General features: G+C 46.5%; 15 protein-coding genes. 8 read left to right on the top strand and 7 right to left on the bottom strand.

The features are described from left to right. Nucleotides 1–2: 2 nt before the first annotated feature. Nucleotides 3–230 (bottom strand): hypothetical protein, encoded by a 228-nt coding sequence (locus HF638_RS13235; RefSeq protein ID WP_169480621.1) that lies wholly within the window; start codon nt 228–230, stop codon nt 3–5. Between the two features lie 247 nt (nt 231–477). Between HF638_RS13235 and ppk1 the strand changes: the two genes are divergently transcribed. Further along, on the top strand, nt 478–2,559 hold the full coding sequence (gene ppk1 / locus HF638_RS13230) for a polyphosphate kinase 1 (RefSeq protein ID WP_169480620.1): 2,082 nt from the start codon (nt 478–480) through the stop codon (nt 2,557–2,559). Here the strand turns inward: ppk1 and HF638_RS13225 are convergent. Further along, nucleotides 2,519–4,045: a Ppx/GppA phosphatase family protein gene (locus HF638_RS13225; protein ID WP_169480619.1), complete on the bottom strand. Its 1,527-nt coding sequence runs from the start codon at nt 4,043–4,045 to the stop codon at nt 2,519–2,521. The two genes, ppk1 and HF638_RS13225, sit on opposite strands and share 41 nt — an antisense overlap. A 26-nt stretch (nt 4,046–4,071) precedes the next feature. Continuing rightward, nucleotides 4,072–4,326 carry a hypothetical protein gene (locus HF638_RS13220; protein WP_062837940.1) on the bottom strand — a complete coding sequence of 85 codons (255 nt, stop codon included), beginning with the start codon at nt 4,324–4,326 and terminating at the stop codon, nt 4,072–4,074. A 236-nt stretch (nt 4,327–4,562) separates the two neighbouring features. On the opposite strand from HF638_RS13220, the gene HF638_RS13215 reads away from it, so the two are divergent. Together HF638_RS13215 and sda are read left to right on the top strand one after the other, a co-directional pair. After that, nucleotides 4,563–5,222 carry a YheC/YheD family protein gene (locus tag HF638_RS13215; RefSeq protein ID WP_169480618.1) on the top strand — a complete coding sequence of 220 codons (660 nt, stop codon included), beginning with the start codon at nt 4,563–4,565 and terminating at the stop codon, nt 5,220–5,222. A 355-nt stretch (nt 5,223–5,577) separates the two neighbouring features. Further along, nucleotides 5,578–5,721 carry a sporulation histidine kinase inhibitor Sda gene (sda, locus tag HF638_RS13210; RefSeq protein WP_017692430.1) on the top strand — a complete coding sequence of 48 codons (144 nt, stop codon included), beginning with the start codon at nt 5,578–5,580 and terminating at the stop codon, nt 5,719–5,721. A 21-nt stretch (nt 5,722–5,742) separates the two neighbouring features. Here sda and HF638_RS13205 read toward each other — a convergent pair whose 3' ends face one another. Beyond that, on the bottom strand, nt 5,743–5,994 hold the full coding sequence (locus tag HF638_RS13205; RefSeq protein ID WP_169480617.1) for a hypothetical protein: 252 nt from the start codon (nt 5,992–5,994) through the stop codon (nt 5,743–5,745). Between the two features lie 75 nt (nt 5,995–6,069). Further along, nucleotides 6,070–7,044 (bottom strand): NAD(P)/FAD-dependent oxidoreductase, encoded by a 975-nt coding sequence (locus HF638_RS13200; protein ID WP_211175646.1) that lies wholly within the window; start codon nt 7,042–7,044, stop codon nt 6,070–6,072. 581 nt (nt 7,045–7,625) lie between these two features. Here HF638_RS13200 and HF638_RS13195 point away from each other — a divergent pair. Both HF638_RS13195 and HF638_RS13190 read left to right on the top strand, forming a co-directional pair. Continuing rightward, on the top strand, nt 7,626–8,819 hold the full coding sequence (locus HF638_RS13195) for an NAD(P)/FAD-dependent oxidoreductase (protein ID WP_036605766.1): 1,194 nt from the start codon (nt 7,626–7,628) through the stop codon (nt 8,817–8,819). Continuing rightward, nucleotides 8,816–9,070 carry a hypothetical protein gene (locus HF638_RS13190; RefSeq protein WP_169480615.1) on the top strand — a complete coding sequence of 85 codons (255 nt, stop codon included), beginning with the start codon at nt 8,816–8,818 and terminating at the stop codon, nt 9,068–9,070. Before HF638_RS13195 ends, HF638_RS13190 begins: the two co-directional genes overlap by 4 nt. Nucleotides 9,071–9,224: 154 nt before the next feature. Here the strand turns inward: HF638_RS13190 and hemQ are convergent, their stop codons facing one another. Then, a complete protein-coding gene (gene hemQ, locus HF638_RS13185) occupies nt 9,225–9,971 on the bottom strand; it encodes a hydrogen peroxide-dependent heme synthase (protein ID WP_169480614.1) in 747 nt (248 codons plus the stop codon). A gap of 412 nt (nt 9,972–10,383) precedes the next feature. Between hemQ and HF638_RS13180 the strand changes: the two genes are divergently transcribed. Continuing rightward, on the top strand, nt 10,384–10,677 hold the full coding sequence (locus tag HF638_RS13180) for a YuiB family protein (RefSeq protein WP_169480613.1): 294 nt from the start codon (nt 10,384–10,386) through the stop codon (nt 10,675–10,677). Between the two features lie 386 nt (nt 10,678–11,063). Beyond that, entirely contained in the window at nt 11,064–12,599 is a 1,536-nt protein-coding gene (locus HF638_RS13175; protein ID WP_169480612.1) for a replication initiation and membrane attachment family protein, read from the top strand. Nucleotides 12,600–13,200: 601 nt separating this feature from the next. On the opposite strand, the gene HF638_RS13170 is transcribed toward HF638_RS13175, so the two are convergent. Next, nucleotides 13,201–15,987: an endo-beta-N-acetylglucosaminidase gene (locus tag HF638_RS13170; protein ID WP_169480611.1), complete on the bottom strand. Its 2,787-nt coding sequence runs from the start codon at nt 15,985–15,987 to the stop codon at nt 13,201–13,203. Between the two features lie 212 nt (nt 15,988–16,199). Between HF638_RS13170 and HF638_RS13165 the strand changes: the two genes are divergently transcribed. Further along, entirely contained in the window at nt 16,200–18,029 is a 1,830-nt protein-coding gene (locus HF638_RS13165) for a sensor histidine kinase (RefSeq protein WP_169480610.1), read from the top strand.

Below are 18,029 nucleotides of genomic sequence, written 5' to 3'. Positions count from 1 at the left end.
AATTATTTTTCGGTCTGGAACATCGTAATATCTCGTGCATAGTGACTCTTCGTTCCGTCATTGTTGCGAATGCGCACGCTGTCTTCACTGATCCGCTCGACGATGCCGCTACCTACTTCACAGTAGACGCCAGCAGGGTCTTCCTGCCATGCACACACTACACATTGAGAGAGTGCAGCCGTGAAAAACTCTATATTTTTTTGTAACGTTCTAGGTTTGTTGGATTTCATTATATACTCCTTTAAATATTGATATTTGGAAATGATAACAAGCAACCGGACCAAATCACACTGTACTTCACTTTACTCTGTCTATTGACCTTTGTAAAGGGATGGAAAAAGTTGCGTCCATGAGGTATCATTTACATAAATTTTACGCAGCGTTTACACTGCGCTGACGCTTGATGTTGATTACGAATAGTACAATTATATGAGAACATCTAACTAAGGATAGATACAACACATTCGGAGGCCATATATGCATAGAGATGTCAAAACAGGCAACTACGTTAATCGTGATTTAAGTTGGGTTGAATTTAATCGGCGCGTATTGCAGGAGGCTCAGGATCCAACGACACCGTTGCTGGAACGCATGAGGTTTCTCGGCATTGTCGCCAGTAACCTGGACGAGTTCGTCAGTGTAAGGGTCGCGGAGACAAAAGAAAAGATCAAAGCCGGATTCACGCAAAAGGATTTTACAGGGTATACGCCTTCGGGATTATACCGCAGATTGATCAAACGAACCGGGACCATGGTCGCCGAACAGTATAAAACGTATCATGAACTCATTCGTTTACTCGCCAAGAAAGGCGTGAACATTCAGGATTATACAGATCTTAATGTGACACAGCAACGTGCAATGGACCAGTACTTCCATGAGATTATTTTTCCGGTACTCACACCGATGGCGATTGATCAGAGTCGTCCATTCCCGCTGGTGCACAACAAGTCTGTCTATCTGTCCGTGATGCTGCAGAAGGAAGAGGAGCTAGGGGGCGAGCCATTTATGGCTATTGTTCAGGTACCTTCCAATTTGCCGCGGGTGGTTCAGGCCCCAATCCGGGCGAATAGCAAAAAGAAAACATTCATACTGATTGAAGACCTCATCAAACATCATATTCACACTCTGTTCAGCGGATATGTTTCGCTGGCTGTACAGGAATTCCGGGTGACCCGCAATGCGGATCTGTTCATTAATGAAGAAGAAACCGGAGATTTGCTGGAGGCCATTGAAAAGGAATTGCGGCGCAGACGCCGAGGAGCACCTGTACGACTGGAGGTATGCAAGAATTTTCGTGCGGATGCTTTATTGGAATTGCAGGATGAATTCGATATTCAGGACCCGGTATACGAAATTGATGGACCACTCGATCTGAGTTTTCTGGCTGGATTCGTAGATAGTCTGGAGGGCTTCTCACATCTGAAATACAGTCCGGTGAAACCCGTCTATCCACTGGAGTTCCTGCCCAGAGAAAGTCATTTCGAGCTGCTGCGCAGACGGGATGTATTGGTGCATCATCCGTATGAATCGTTTGAGCCGGTTACCGACTTTATATTGGAGGCTTCGGAAGATCCAAGAGTTCTGGCCATCAAGATGACCCTATATCGGGTCAATGGCGATTCACGCCTTATTCCGGCACTTGCGCTTGCTGCTGAGAGTGGTAAGCAGGTCACGGTTGTCGTGGAATTGAAGGCCCGGTTCGATGAAGAGCGCAACATTGCTTGGGCCCGTAAGCTGGAGAAGGCCGGTTGTCACGTCGTTTATGGACTGGTTGGACTGAAAACCCATGCTAAAATCATTCTTGTCGTACGCAGGGAACAGCAGGGTTTGAGACGTTATGTTCACGTAGGAACCGGTAACTATAATGAGAGTACAGCCAAAGTGTATACGGACGTGGGACTGTTCACCTCCAATCCGATTATTGGAGAAGATGCATCCGAATTGTTCAATGAGATTACCGGTTATTCCGGTCCGAAGGCATTACAGGCGTTCCACGTTGCTCCGGATGGTATGAAGGACGAACTGTTTTCACTGATTCGTAGAGAAACGGAGCATGCCCTGAAAGGCAAACCTGCCAGAATCATTGCCAAGATCAACTCCTTATCCCATCAGGACATGATTGATGAATTGTATGAGGCTTCTCAAGCCGGAGTACAGATCGATCTGATCGTGCGCGGCGTATGCTGCCTGCGTCCGGGGGTAGAGGGGCTCAGTGAAAATATTCGGGTCATTAGCATCGTAGACCGCTTTCTGGAGCATTCACGGTTGTTTTATTTTGAAAATAGCGGTAACCCTGATGTATTCATCTCCAGTGCAGACTGGATGACACGTAACCTGAATCGAAGAATTGAACTGATGTGTCCTGTATTCGATCCAGAGCTGAAAAAGATGCTGGTGGATATCCTTAATCTATCCCTTATGGATAATGTCAAAGCGAGACAACTTATGCCTGGTGGCAATTATGTATTTGTAGAAAATGAAAAGCCCCCGCTGAGAAGTCAGACGGAGGCCATGGGAATTATCCCTTGGAAGCCTGCTGAATGGAGTGCGCTAACGTAACTCCCCAGGCTTCCTGTAAGTCTTTGACGGCCTCTTCCAGGCCATCAAGTTCCAGTAACGGCTCAGCTGTACAGGTGAATTGCACCTGCAGCGAGTCGTTTTCTTTTGTTGCTTCGATCGTAGCGATGCTCTCGGATCGATTGATGGCTTCGGCTACACGCAGCAGAGAGCCTATACGATGAGCATGCCGCTCATCCGAGCTTTTCAGAATGTCCCGGTGCTTATTCAGCAGCTGGGGCGTTCTTTTTTTAGGATGATAATCGGACGCACTGGCACTGAGAATGGTCTCCCGATGAGAAAGTCCATAGATGCTCGCATTCATGATCCAATAGGCCGAGTGCTGTGTATAACGGAAATAGTTAATCTGCTTACCAGCCATATGCAGCATGGAGGACGCATACAGGATTCGGGCATCTGCTTGATCAGGAGCAGACCCTTGTAGTGCTGTATACAGGGTAACCGCATCCTGATGAATCCGTTGCAGACGTTTCTCTGGAATAGGCGGACCAAAATGGATAAAGTTACGGATACTGTCCTTCAGCGCGTCCGGAATGACCGGCTGACCTCCAGCCATGTAATCTCGCAACAACCCGTCTCGTAACCCCGCACCACTAACCACATACCGATCGCCCTGTATTAACCGGAAAACAGTTCGCAGGATCAATACGCCAGGCACGATGATATCTGCACGATCTTTGGCGAGCCCAGGCACCTTTTTGCGCTGTGCCGAGGTGAGGTGTGGCAATGAACGCGCGATGTTCTCCATCGCTTCCTCACCGATCTCATAATGATGGGTGACAGGCAGCGAATACTGGGTGCGCTTCTGTTCCACTTTGGCGAGTGTACGCATTGTGCCTCCAAGTCCGATAAGTGGCAGACCGGGGTGCTCAGCAATCCAATCCTGTCCACGTAGAGCTTGAATGACTTCGTTGCACAGTGCATTCGCATTCGCCTCGCTCCACTGATCTTCACCCCCGTAACGGGCATGTGAATTTACTGCACCAATGGGGAGGGAGATGCTATGTAACCTTTTCCGATCCCGAAAGACCGTGATCTCCGTGCTCCCGCCTCCAATATCCACGACGTAACCGTCGGCCAGATCAATGGATTGAGTGACACCAAGGAAACCATAATAGGCCTCCCGATCACCCGATACGCATTCAATGGTAAGCCCCGTCTCTGTCTCAAGCCATTCAATAATCTGCAGGACATTGCTTGCATTACGAATAGCTGCCGTAGCTGCTGCGCGAATCAGCTTGGTCTGATACGCATCACAGGTCGCTTTGAATTGACGCAAGATAGTGATCGCTTTATCCAGTGAATGGCGCAGGATGGTACCATCCTGCTCAACAACGCTGCTCAGACGAGCGGCGTATTTGTCTTCATGAATGATGCGATAGGCTTCGTTCTGATCCAGTTCGTATATTACAAGCCGAATGGAGTTCGAGCCAATATCAATAATTCCTAAAGTTTCATTATGTGTCATAAGCATCTCCTTCTACAGAGGTTCAACTACCCGAAGTGAAGCAGGGCAGCCATGGCTTCCGGTGAACCCGGAGGTGTGGCAGAGAAGGGCGTAGTTAACATAACAACAATGATAAAGACGATGAAACAGGCAAATATAAGACAACTCACAGCAAAGCCGCGATTGCGCTTTTGAATAAACAGTCGGATACCTGTGACAAAGAGAAGTACCGTGACGGCTACCAGAACGATCGACATTGCAAAATAGGCTACGCCATACAGTGATTTGAAAAATGCTTCCATTTCTTCAGAACGCTCCTTAGATCCTCATATTTAAGCCCTTCCAGCCATTCCTTAGTAGCATACGACAGATTGACTTGTTTGAAAAGCAAACCGGGCGCTTGTTCCTTTTTCCGCCATCACCCTGGGACATGTTCCAGGGAAAAGGGGCCTTTGCCTTGGACAGACATCCAAGAAAGCACGGCTCCTGTTGAGTATGTATAAGGAAGGACTATTGTTCTAGGGAAGGAGATCAACCCATGTCGAGACAGCTTGCAAGCAAATGGCGGAAGACAGCGGCACTGCTGAAGTACCCAGTAGCTGCTGTCCATATTCCACAGACCAAGGCATTCAACTCGGGGAATCTGCTGCACATGCTCAGTCGTTATGGAATGGTGTATGTCAAACCTATTGTCGGTGGTGGAGGTTACGGTGTCATCCGGGTATCGGCGGGCGGAGGGACTTATCGATACACCCATATGAAAACGACACGTTCTTTCGCCAGTTTCAGTCAGATGTATCGCTCGCTGGTCCGTGTAAAGGCAAGACGCAGGTATTTGATTCAGCAGGGCATTCATCTGGCAACAATTCAAGGAAGACCTGTTGATTACAGAGTCAAAGTCGTCAAGACCGAACGAGGCTGGGTATTCCGTTCCTTGGTAGGACGACTCGCTCGCCCAGGACTCTGTGTGACGAATCTGAGCAAAGGTGGCACCATGTTATCGGGAAGGCGAGCCCTTGGTTTATCCCTGCCCCATATATCAGGTCGGCACAAACGCCGGGAGATGCGCTCCCTAACACTGACATGCACGTACATTATGGAAAGTCAGTTCCCCGGTGTAGGTCAGCTGGGATTTGATTATGGACTGGATTATTCAGGCAAGATCTGGATTCTGGAAGTGAATACCAGACCACAATAAAAAATGGATGGAAAAGCTCAAGAAAATCCAAGAAAAACCGATAATATATAGAAGAAAACGGTATGAAAAACGTTTGAAATTTTACATTCCAGGGTAATTTACTCGCAACAAGTCTTGAAACTATGAATTTATTCCAAAAAAAATACGCTGATAAACGTTCTGATGGTCGTACATCTTCCCTGTGCATAAATATTGTCCACACTATACACGTTGATTACTCAACATTTTTACCAATTATCAACAAACTATGCACAGGATTTCCACATATCGTTGTGGATAACAAGAACGCTTGTTCTCTATATGAATCTCTGATATGATAGTTTTGAGGAAAAAAAAGGAAAGGTTGTGGCGGGAAATGGCTATGTTATCCGATGAGATGTTGTTGGATTCCTACCATAAAGCGATTGAGTTGAATCTCGAACGAGATTTCATCGCACTGCTGTTGGCAGAAATCCATAAGCGCAAACTGGGTACCGACGTATCTGCCATTCTTCACTAGAGATCCTCATTGCAGGCAATGTTACAGGTTTCCGGACAAGTCCCATAGTGAGACAGGCCATGGCGTGCTCGTCTGACAATGGTGACAGTACATCACATGATTGCAAACGTTTTCGGCTTCGTCTGCCGTGTCAGAGGAAAGTTGGAATACGTAGGGGCTGTATGGTCCGGTGTAGTCGTCCAATTTGCCGCATTCTAACAGTCCCTGAAGGCAGTGGGGGCAAGCCTGCTCCGGTACAACCAGACCGTTACACAGCGGGCATATATAAGACAAGGGTATCCCTCCTGATATGGATTCACTCAGGAGTAAGATACCCTTTTTTGTGTCAATTATGTTATTTCAGCGAAACTAGCGTTTCATGTTGCTACTATGTCCTGGGGACAACTTGGCATCCGGATCGAAGTATACCTTCGCATTGTTGACTGCTGTTGGGGCTTCACCGAATCCGACAGCGATCAGCTTCAGTTTACCTGGATACGTTGTGATATCTCCGGCAGCAAAGATTCCTGGAATGGATGTTTCCATGCGGGAATCAACAACGATGGAGTTACTGTCAATTTCGATTCCCCACTCGGCAATTGGTCCGAGTGAAGAGACAAATCCGAAGTTAACAATCACGTCATCTACTTCGATTTCCTGTGTTTCTTTGGTTTTCACATGGGAAAGGGTTACCTTGGTAATGGTGTCATCCCCATGAAGTTCCGTGATTTCAGTCGGTGTAACGACATTAACCTTGGAATTCATCAGGTTTTCGACACTGTGCTCATGTGCACGGAACTTGTCCCGGCGATGGATCAGCGTTACTTGCTCAGCAATTGGCTCCAGCATGAGTGCCCAGTCTACAGCAGAGTCGCCGCCGCCACTGATCAGTACTTTTTTGCCGGCGAAGGCATTCAGATCATTGATGAAGTAGTGCAGGTTGCTCTTCTCGAACTTGGCAGCACCTTCAAGCTCCAGGCGACGTGGTTCAAATGCACCTACACCAGCTGTAATAATGACGGCTTTGGCATGATATTCATTCTCATCCGTCTTCACGACGAAATGTTGTTCATCCTTTTTCTCAACCGATATAACCTTTTCTTCAAGACGAATGTTCGGGTTAAAATGACTCATTTGCTCAATCAGGTTATTTACCAGTTCCTGAGCAGTTACTTTCGGGAATCCGGCTACATCATAGATGTATTTCTCCGGATAAAGAGCAGCAAGTTGTCCACCAAGCTGTGGCATACTTTCAATCAGTGTAACGGATGCCTGACGCATCCCACCGTAAAATGCGGCGAACAGACCCGCAGGGCCTCCACCGATAATAAGCAAATCAGTCATATCATGACTGGAATTCTGTGCAGTCAAGAATCAACAACACCTTTCATATTTTAATAGGTAGTTAACAGGAAGAATGTGCGGGCTACGTATCGTAACCGGCGTTGGTGCTGAACTGTCTTTCCTATTATAAACGGTGTATTCAGGGTTGCAAAGTTAGCTGCATCACTAATCTGAGAATAATTGATGAAGATCAGATGAGAATAGGATGAAATTGGAAATGAAAGGTTATGAAAAATAACAAAAAAAACCTTGATCTTTACCAGAAATACAGATATCCTTGACCTGTACTATGTGTTTTTTTGTCTAATTTAGAGTCAATAAGTAATGTGAATACAACTCCCGTGTTTTGTGAAAACTTGTGGTTAATTTCACAACTTGAAACGATAACTTGCGTGCATGCGAATCAATTTCATAAATCCATTTTTTGTGAGTTATGAAATTGATGCAAACGTTTAAATAAATTCGCGAAGTTAACATTTGTTGTCATAATGGGCAAGACTTCATCAATATTTGTAAGTAAGTGTATTTTGCATCTCACCCAGGATTGGGCTGGTGCAAGTGAAACCGGAAGGGGTATAGACATGAGCAGTATTCCCAAAATCGTCATCCTCGGCGCGGGCTATGGCGGGATTCTGACAGCCCAGCGGCTGCAGAAGGAATTGAACTATAACGAGGCCGACGTCACATTGGTGAACCGGCATGATTATCATTATATTACTACACATCTACATATGCCGGCAGCCGGCACGGATACCATTGAGCATGCAAGAGTCCCTATTTCGAAGCTGATTGATGAGTTCAAGATTGACCTGGTCAAGTCTTCCGTGAAGGAGATTCGTCTGCAGGATCGGAAGATTATTCTGGAGGACGGCACGTTATCCTATGATTATCTGATTATTGGACTAGGCGGTGAGCCTGAGACCTTCGGTATTCCGGGGATGCTCGATCACGCGATGACGATCCGCAGCATTAACTCGGTCAGACTGATTCGAGAACACATCGAATATCAATTTGCGATGTATAAAAACGACAACAAACGAAATCGTATTCGGTTTGTCGTAGGTGGAGCAGGTTTCAGTGGCGTTGAATTCGTAGCTGAGCTTGCAGATCGCATTCCACAGCTGTGCAAGGAGTTCGACGTGAATCCGAAACATGTGCATATCTACAATGTAGAGGCAGCGCCTTCGGCTTTGCCTGGATTTGATCCGGAACTGGTAGAGCATGCGATGAATGTGCTCAAGAAGAAGGGCGTTACTTTCAAAATTGGTGTTCCAATCAAGCAATGTCTCCCGGACGGGGTTATTGTGGGTGAGGGTGAAAAGCTCGATGCTGCTACAGTCGTATGGACTGGGGGTATTCGCGGTAACTCACTGCTTGAACAGGCCGGTCTTGAAGTGATGCGAGGACGTGTGAAAGTAGATGACTACTTGCGTGCTCCAGGGCATGAGCATGTCTATGTCATCGGTGACAATTCACTTGTGTTCAACGCGGAAGGACGGCCTTATCCGCCAACAGCCCAGATTGCGATGCAACAGGGTGTGAACTGCGCCAAGAACGTCGTGGCATCCATTCGCAAGAAACAGCCACAACCTTTTGTATTTACGAGCAAAGGTACGGTTGCTTCATTGGGTAAAGGTGAAGCGATTGCCGTTGTAGGCGGTAAGAAATACAAAGGCTGGAAAGCGGCTCAGTTGAAGAAGCTGGTTGATCTGCGCTATCTGTTCATTATTGGTGGTATTCCGTTAGTCCTGAAGAAAGGGCGGTTTTTTGGATGAGACATTGCAGTGTTCAGGTCCGGGGACTATTAACGCGTGAAGAACTGGATCGATACAACGCCCTGATGCAGGTCGGTGGTTATCTGGAGGAACAGGATCAGTATGATCTGGCCTACATTGTGCAGAAAGAAGTGGATATTCTCATTTTGCCCGCGATTGAGCGGCTGAAAGAGAAGGGTCGAGACCGTGACCGGGCCACAGCCGAGTTCCTCGAATCGCTAAAACCAGTTGATGAAGAGGACGAGGATTAAGAATTAACTGAGACTTATAAAATAGAGTGAACAACTGCAAATGAAATGGATCATCGTCCGACTTGGTTGTCCATTTGTACATGAATGAGAAAAGCACCGCTGACATATCCTTTAGAGGAGATGTCGGGGTGCTTTATTGTGTGTTGCACTATTTTTACAGCTTAAGCATCTCTTCCAAAGTTCCTTCGTTCAACAGACTTCCCACGTAGAACGAACCGAATTCGCCATAACGGGCGCTAACTTCATCGAAACGCATCTCATAGACGAGTTTCTTGAACTGAAGTGCATCATCCGCAAACAGCGTAACGCCCCATTCCCAATCGTCGAAACCGACAGAACCAGTAATGATCTGTTTCACTTTACCTGCATAGCTGCGACCAATCATGCCGTGACTGCGCATCATGGTGCGACGCTCGTCCATGGACAGCATGTACCAGTTGTCATTCAGCTCACGCTTTTTGTTCATCGGATAGAAGCAGATGTATTGTCGTTGCGGCAGAACAGGTTTCAAACGGGCGATAATATCCGGATTCTGCATCGGGTCTTCGCCTTCTTTGCCAAGGTAGTTGCTCAGTTCCACTACACTGACGTAGGAATACGATTTGGTTGTGTATTGGGCAAACATCGTTTTGTTAAACGCGTTCTCAACAGCCTTCAGATCTTCCAGCGTTTCACGCAGGTGCATCATGACGAGGTCTGCTTTTTGACCTACAACCGTATACACGACTGTACTTCCTTTGGATGAATCCTCAACTTCTTTCCATTCTTTCCAGAAGGCTTGAAGCTCGTCCAGTGCTACAGCACGTTCTTCATCATCTGCTGCTTTCCAGGCGGCCCAGTTAATCGAGCGAAAATCATGCAGGGCATACCAGCCCTCCAGTGTTGATGCGGCTTCGTTCATTGGTTGTGTTCCTCCTGCAAGGTATATTTCCAAATCCCTATAAGAGGTTGTTCAAAAAGTCCGCTTTTGATTACGAATGATGCCTGGTGGCATCATCAGCATCGAATATGGCATTCAGCCGAAATGTCCGCTGCTCACGTAGCTCTATCTACGCTCCGCTACTCCATTTCTAGCTTCATTCCATCTTCTCGGTACTGAAAAACAGTCTTTTTGAACACGTACTATAAGGGACGGGTGAGTGCTTTATCGTTTACATTGTATCCCAACATGAAGCAGAAGGGCAAATGGACAGAGCGTGAATATAGGGAAATTTGTCCAGAAAGTTCGTTGCTTCGCCACATTTTTTGCGGTACACTAACTACTATCCAGAAGTGAAACCCGAATGTGTGAAAGAAGAGGTGAACGTCGGCCGATGCAATTTATACCTGTGCTGGTATTAATGGTATTATTTTTCGTTATGATGTTTGGTATCGGTTTCATTCTGAACATGCTGATGAAGACCACCTGGTTTCCTTCCTATTTGTTCATCATTGTAATTCTGCCTATCGTCGTGTACTCTCTATGGGATCATTCGTCATCTCTGGTGTCACATCTGGGTTCGTTCCAGATTGTTGACTATATGACGGGTATCGCTGGATTGGCTGGTGCGGTAATCAGTGGCTGGACGATCCAGAAGTTGCGTCTGGGTGGGTACAGAATGTTTTAGTTTGCTGGAAAGAGGTAACACATGCATGACTGTAATCGCGTGAAAGTCTTGTCTTTGTCGTAAACGCTTACGAGTACAAAGGGAAGGCTTTTTTGCTGTTCATTGATATAAGATGGATTATTGTACAGTTGTACTTCATATACATCTGGAGAACATTCACTTCAGATCTTCACTTGTATTCTGCTGCTAGAGCTTTTATAGTATTCTAGCGACTCTCGACATGTTTTTTTCGAAAGTTGCTGAATTCGGCGAAAACGTGAATGATGTCGACCTAGGACGAAACGGAGCGAGAACAGGCCATCTTTTTACCTGTTTTTGAGCATTTGAGGATCAGACATTTATGATAGAATAGATAAACATACTTTTGGGGAGAAGGAGATCAGGCTATGCGCATGAAGAATCTGCACCATTATACTGAACATCATCGCTACTGCGTATACAGGGAGTTTGGACTTAGCGCCCTGGATGACCGTATGCTTACAGGAGCATATCAGCCCATGGTAGGTGCTTTTGCGGTTGGCTTGTATCGGCTATTTTTTCAGCATCTTCCCGGTGAACAGGTCGGTTATTCGCCGCTTGAACAGCAACGGAGGCTGTTCATGACACTTGGACTTGAGCCAAGTGAGAAAGGGCGTAAATATTTGTTAGAGCAGACATCCAAGCTTGAGGCAGTGGGGCTGCTTCAGACTTCACGGCTATATATTCCGGAAAATGATGATTACATCTACGAATATGAGCTGCAACCGCCGCTCTCTCCGGCAGAATTTTTCCGGACACAGCATTTGACACTGCTGCTTCGTGACAAGATAGGCAAATTTGCCGTCCTTTCCCTGCGATCCGGTTTCTCGGCAGTGGAAAATGGGGACGCGCCTTATCCAGCAGCCAATAAAGAGAATATTTCCGTTCCCTTTTACGATATATTTGAATTGAATACCCATGTAATTGATTACGAGTTGGAGCAGGCATTGTCGGAAGTATCGACTACGGCCCAGCGGACAGGCACGAATGATGCAGCGGAAGAAAACAGTTTGAACTATGCCGACATTATTTTGCGTTTTCCGCGGGAGTCGGTCAATCGCCGTCATGTAGAGCAGCTGCGGTTCGATCATGAACAATTGGGCATTGTGAATTATGTCGTGAACAAGTTCAACCTCAGTGTGCAGGATGTATGCCGTCTGCTGGATGAAGATGATATCTTCAGTCCACAGGGCCAATTGATTTTGGATGATCTCCAGCATAAGGCGAGCATGCAGTTCAGACAGACGAAGAAGCGTCATGAGCAACAGACTGTACAGGCAGCCAAAGTCGTGGCACTGAGACAGCATATGGAGGAGCCTGAACGGAAAGAGGACTCGGGTGAACCCCCTCTTGAACATGGGGTACAGATGGAATACTATGTCGAAGTACCTCCACAATTTATGACGAAGTGTGATATTCACCAATACAATATGATGTTACGCAATGAGCCATATACCCGCTTGCTGCAGACATTCTTCCCAGGTGCAGTACCGGACAATCTGATCGATATATTTGAGAAAATTGATCTGAGCTACAAGTTGCCTGGTGAAGTCATCAATGTATTGATTCATTATTTGATGGCATTGCTTGTATCCGGCGGAGAGCAGCGGATTAATCGTAACTTCGTTGAGGCGATCGCCTCCAACATGTTGCTCAAGCAGGTGAACTCCTACGAGAAAGCCGTCCAATATATTCGCGATCAGGCCAAGGTCAAAGGCAAACAGGCTGCTGGTGCAGCTGGAACCCGTACCCGTACATACGGCAAAGGAACCAAAGCCAAGCCCGAAATTCCGATTGTACAAGACATAAGCACCGATGGAGACGCCGTATCCGAGGAAGAGTTCGAAGAGATGATGCGATTTGCCCAGCAGATGCAGGCGAGTAAACAAAAAGGAACTTCTTAATTTATATAATAGCCAAAAGGCGAGTCTCCTGATGAATGGAGACTCGCCTTTTGGCTATATAAGTTGAACTAAACATTTACATAATAACGGAGAGGACAGAAATAACCTGAAGAATCGAAGCTAAAAGCTTTCTGAAAGAAAGCTGCATCAGAAGCATCTGCTTCGCCTTTATCTCATCTCGGGACTTCCCCTTTTCATAAAGGAATCATAGAAATCTGGGCTAACAGTGATCGGAGGGTTGTTCTGTCATCCGAGGGGCAAGTGTAAATGTTGGTCTAAGGAACCGAGCACACGCTATTCGCTCCAATTTGCACAGTGTTCAGGTGTAACGAATCGAAGAGGCGTTATTTCGTCAATTTGGTCGATTTTTAAGTGCTGGCGCTGTTTTATTGCGAAATAACGCCACTGGAGTTCGTTAAAATTTGCATTCCTTGAGAATCCGCCGTTTAGGGTGCGGTAGGTTCGTTAGCGCTTGAAGGGAGAGGGGAATCCCTCTCACGGCAGCCCTAGAAAGATTCATTTCTCGCAACGTAGGAACCTGGAAATTTAAAAGAGCTCTAAACCTCTAAGCCTCTAATTCGGTTAACCTTGCGGATCTCTTTTACCTCAAAATCGTAGTGGCCTGATTGCCCGCATAATCCTCAATAACCAGCTTCAATGAGCTGTTGTTGGATGACGGCGTAAAGGTCAGTTCACTAAGCTTCGTTCTTCCCCGAATGATATACGGGAATTTTTGCGATACGTAAGTGACTCCGAACTCGCGTGGCACCCCATTTTCATATACATAGATCTTGTACCAGTCCTCCAGATCCGGGAGGGCTAATGTGTACTTTCCATCTTTTACCGTGACCTTTTCCTTGGCGTATGGTGTAATCTGAAGATCTGCTAGCTGTCCGGTATAGGTTACCGGATTCTGGCCGCCAATGGCGATGTTCAGCACGTAATGCTCACCGTTGGTCGGAAGTCCGGTCAAGACGGCAGACTGTTTTCCTTTTTTGACCTGAAGTGACTTGGTGATGGGTTCTTTCGTGTATTCGGTATCTAGTGTGAGCTGAATCGATTCGTTGCCTTTATCCTTGTCTTTATCTTTACCCGAATCTTTCGCTTTCTTCGGGTTTTTCCAGCTTACAATTGCATCACCATTCTTTTTGAATTTCACATCGATATTCTGAACGGCTGCATTCAGATCATAAGGCAGGAGCGCTGCTTCACTTTCGGTACCATCTGCACCAACCGCACGAATGGATAGTTCTCCAGACGGCTGTTTTAGCGATTTGATATAAAAAGTGGAATCATACACGCCGCCAACATAAGCACCATTTTCATATAAATTGTATTGCTTAACCTCTGAATAGTCCTTCATGTCCCATGCGACAACCAGTTCATCGGTGTTGGTCAGTGCTTTGGCAATATGGAATCCGGTCGGTGCATCCGGTACAGCCGCTGAACCGTCGGAAATGCGGATCTCGCCAATGTTCATCTGGTAATTCTCAATTGTCTCGCCATTCGGGTCAAAGGATAATCCCATAGCGGCAATGGTCTTTCCTTGATAGGCACTCAAATCAAGTGTAGCCGTCTTCCAACCTTCCGTATGCTGGCCTGCATTAGGCACATTTACGTTGACCACGTTGGATGGATCGTCTTCGAAGATCAACCCAACATGCAGGGAGGAAGCGTCACTAGTCGACGGTTTGTTATACGTCAGTTCCAGTTTCGATTGCCCGTTGACGGACAGGTCGGTCTTGTACAGGCGCAGGAAGTTCTCTGCGTTCAGTGTGCCGTTCACCACGAGAGAGCTGCCGCCATTAAACGCGCCAATGGAGTCATAGTTGTACCTTGCGCCTTTCTCATAAGAGGGACCATAGTCAAAATCAACACTGAGCTTGTCGCCTTCACTATCCATCCACCATTGCCAAGTGACAGGGATATCCTGAATGTTGATATTTGACCATTCTTTATCGTTCGAGACAGCACCGTCTTCATAATATTTCAGACCGTGGCCCGTATTGAAGTTGGTCGCAAAATTGGAGCCGTTGATGACGGATCGCTCGGTAAGATAAGCGGCAATTCCATCCCAATTTGCACCGGAAGCATACACATCCGACAGATCGGCAGACGCATTACGACGTGCATCTGTCGGGTCTTGATTTGGACCAGACCACCAGGCACGATCACGTACAAAGGTCATCCACTGGTACTCATCCTCCGCACGATGATTGGTGCTGCCATCGCCCATCTCTTCATCCAGAGCGTTGTGGGTGAAGTCGGCACCTAATGTCGCGATGCTGTTCATGGGTTGACCGTTCTCATCCAGGTTATGGCGCAGGTCATAGGATTGCTTCCAGCGGCCGAATTTGTCATGTCCACCTTCGACACCAGCAAATACGGTTTCCAGTGGATCAAGTCCCAGACTAAGGGCATGATTACGGGAATCGCGGAGCATCTTGTGGTTCCACACATAGTTCAGGAAGATGGAATCCGAGACTCTGCCGAGAACGGAATCCTGTACAAAGGGGCTATTGAGTCCATTAAATTGGTTCTGGTATTGAATCTTGCCTGTTGTATTGATGGTGGAATCATACCACTGAACGTACAGGCCTTTATCTCTTAGATATTTCATGAATTTCTTGTAGGATGCGATATCCTCAGGGGCTACACCCCGGGCAACTTCTTCCTGATTGAAGAAATATCCATCGTAATTGTAGTATCCTGCCATCTCGGCCAGTTTCTCGGCCACAGGGAAATTACCGTTTTCATCCTGGATCAGCATTTGTTTATAGGTTTGTGGCCCACGGTCATTGTCCGAGAAAAAGATGTTAGCAATGGACTTAACGCCATTCTTGTGGGCTGCATTGGTGTAGGCCGGATTCGGAATGTTCAAAATGCCAAACTCGAAGTATTTCTCCGTCCACTCTTTACTCGGATCATACAGTTCCTCAGGTACGCCCGCAGAGGCCATGCCGTGCCAATAGCTGTAGTAGTCTGTATATTGCCAATAATTAAACAGATACTGGCTGAATTCATTGGTATAAGGTGTGCTATCGAAGAATGCATTGCCGTAATCACCACTCATCGTGAATAGCTGGGTGTCCGGACTAAGCTCAGGATAAGCCTGTGTGGCAGCGAACGCTTCATTACGGGGCTGCAAGGGAACATGGGCACGAAGTAAATCGCCATGGATATCACTTTCCGGTGTCCAGTTCAAAATCTGGGCCGAGGTGTATCCATGTTGATAGGGCTGATTCACCCCTTTGGCACTTTCACCGGTGTAAGGGAGCGTGTCTCCGGCATAAACGGATGATGCAACAACTTGTCCAAGCAGAGCCGTAGTCAGGACCATGGCGGTTACCTTGGGTATGAGGCCTTTAGGTTTGAGTTTGCGTGTCATGCTGTTCCTCCTTCAAGTGGAATGAATGTAAGGTATTCTTTTACACAAAGCTAAACTTATGGTTAACGATAGTGGATGAAAGCGTTTTTAAATAGGGTGAAATTAAAGAATCGCTAGTACAAACTAAAGAAAAGTTGCAGGTGACAAGTTAATGTCAGAAGCCTGATGGTATAATTCAAGTCAGGAAAACAGCATCGGAGGGAACATGCGAATTGAAAATTGTTAGCGTTTACAATAATTTCTTCAAAAATAATATGTTTATGAAAATGTTGCTGATCTTCTCGATGATATCGATTGTCACGATCATTACGTTGTCTTATATCATCTTCCTGTCGGTGTCCGACTCCACGATTCGCCGGGAACTGGCGATCCAGAAGGCGGCAATGGAACATGTAGATCGATACATTCATCAGCAGTATGAATCGGTGCAAAACATGGTGAGGGATATGCATCAGAATGAGGCACTCTCGGCCAACATTACGTACCTGATGAATCATTCGTACGCTGAATATGTTCAGCACATGACCAATGGATATTATGCTAATCAGGATGACTATTCGGCCGATGTGTTGAAACATTTTCAGAACATCATGGATCGTAATTCGCAGATTAATCAACTCATGTTGTATAGCGCTGAGCAGCAGGATCTGTCTACCTTTAATCAACACAAGCAGTTCCGCAAGCTGGACGCCAATGTAGCTCATTCCTATATTCCGGACGTGATGGCGATGGAAACACCCAATATCAGTGCACCCAACTACTGGATTCGCAAAGAGATTAATCAATGGGACCCTGCGCTCTACTCCATCCGCGTACCGATTAACAATACACAGACTCTTCGGAATCTGGGCCAATTTCTTGTCTTCTTTGACTCGGAGGGAATCGGGAATGCGCTGGATAACTACGAGAGTAATCTCAAGGGAGAAATCGTGGTGTTATCGGCGAAAGGGACAGTGTTATTTGACTCCAACAATCATTATTACGGGAAGAAGTATCCCTACGTGAATGTAGCCGATTCCCTGTTTGATCAGACCGATATGGATTCAATGAAAAAGGAGCAGAACATGTATGTGAACAAGTTTGTCTCCGCGGATCAGGGTTATGTGGTCATAGGCACCGTTCCGGTAGAAGAGATGGCTGAAACCTATGCGGGGATTCGCAATACCATTATCTCGATCAGTATCGTATGTATTTTGTTTGCCGTGCTGGTTCCCGCATTTTTCATTATTAACTTTGCCAAACGAACCCGTCGAATTATTCGCTTCACCCAAAAAGTGAAATACGGCAACTTCACGGCTCGCATTGACGATCCGCGTGATGATGAACTGGGGCAGATCTCACATAGCTTCAACGACATGCTGGACGAGCTAAATCTCTATATTGAACGAGTCTACAAAGCCGAGATCAAACAGAAGGAGACCGAGCTGGTCGCATTACAGGCGCGCATCAACCCTCATTTTCTCTACAATACGCTTGAAGTGATTCGGATGAGGGCGATATCCCAAGGGGCGAGAGATGTTGGCGAGATGATCTATAGTTTATCCGTATTGTTCAAGAGCCTGGTACAGCAGAAGAAGAACTATACGCTGAAGGATGAGATGGAAGCTTGCCGCTTGTATCTGGAGTTATTCCGAATCCGCTACAAGGATATTTTCATATATACGATCCAGATCGATGCTGCATATTATCAACACCCTGTGGTCAAACTTTCGCTGCAACCTATCATTGAGAATTATGTCGTACACGGCATTCAGACAGAACGTTCGGATAACCGATTATCGATTGTTGTGGAAGAGACAGATGATGTGGTGCAAGTGGAAGTCAAAGATAATGGCAAAGGCATTGATCCGGCACGCCTGACGGAAATCCTTGAAGAACTGGAACGTCCTGAAGAGTCTGGTCAGATGTTCGGGCTGCGCAGTGTCCATAGTCGATTGCGTTTCCTGTATGGGCCAGAGTTCGGTATCACCATAGAGAGCACCCTCGGAGAAGGAACACGAATCAGGGTGCGTTATCCACATACAGAAGGGACAGGTGTTTAA

It is taken from the genome of Paenibacillus sp. SZ31 (assembly GCF_012912005.1).
GTDB lineage: Bacteria > Bacillota > Bacilli > Paenibacillales > Paenibacillaceae > Paenibacillus.
This window is presented reverse-complemented; position numbering and strand designations above follow the sequence as displayed.

What these genes read in the sequence shown, in the direction of transcription:
- HF638_RS13235 (WP_169480621.1), bottom strand. Translation starts at nt 230, where the DNA reads ATGAAATCCAACAAACCTAGAACGTTACAAAAAAATATAGAGTTTTTC.
- ppk1 (WP_169480620.1), top strand. Translation starts at nt 478, where the DNA reads ATGCATAGAGATGTCAAAACAGGCAACTACGTTAATCGTGATTTAAGT.
- HF638_RS13225 (WP_169480619.1), bottom strand. Translation starts at nt 4,045, where the DNA reads ATGACACATAATGAAACTTTAGGAATTATTGATATTGGCTCGAACTCC.
- HF638_RS13220 (WP_062837940.1), bottom strand. Translation starts at nt 4,326, where the DNA reads ATGGAAGCATTTTTCAAATCACTGTATGGCGTAGCCTATTTTGCAATG.
- HF638_RS13215 (WP_169480618.1), top strand. Translation starts at nt 4,563, where the DNA reads ATGTCGAGACAGCTTGCAAGCAAATGGCGGAAGACAGCGGCACTGCTG.
- sda (WP_017692430.1), top strand. Translation starts at nt 5,578, where the DNA reads ATGGCTATGTTATCCGATGAGATGTTGTTGGATTCCTACCATAAAGCG.
- HF638_RS13200 (WP_211175646.1), bottom strand. Translation starts at nt 7,044, where the DNA reads ATGACTGATTTGCTTATTATCGGTGGAGGCCCTGCGGGTCTGTTCGCC.
- HF638_RS13195 (WP_036605766.1), top strand. Translation starts at nt 7,626, where the DNA reads ATGAGCAGTATTCCCAAAATCGTCATCCTCGGCGCGGGCTATGGCGGG.
- HF638_RS13190 (WP_169480615.1), top strand. Translation starts at nt 8,816, where the DNA reads ATGAGACATTGCAGTGTTCAGGTCCGGGGACTATTAACGCGTGAAGAA.
- hemQ (WP_169480614.1), bottom strand. Translation starts at nt 9,971, where the DNA reads ATGAACGAAGCCGCATCAACACTGGAGGGCTGGTATGCCCTGCATGAT.
- HF638_RS13180 (WP_169480613.1), top strand. Translation starts at nt 10,384, where the DNA reads ATGCAATTTATACCTGTGCTGGTATTAATGGTATTATTTTTCGTTATG.
- HF638_RS13175 (WP_169480612.1), top strand. Translation starts at nt 11,064, where the DNA reads ATGCGCATGAAGAATCTGCACCATTATACTGAACATCATCGCTACTGC.
- HF638_RS13170 (WP_169480611.1), bottom strand. Translation starts at nt 15,987, where the DNA reads ATGACACGCAAACTCAAACCTAAAGGCCTCATACCCAAGGTAACCGCC.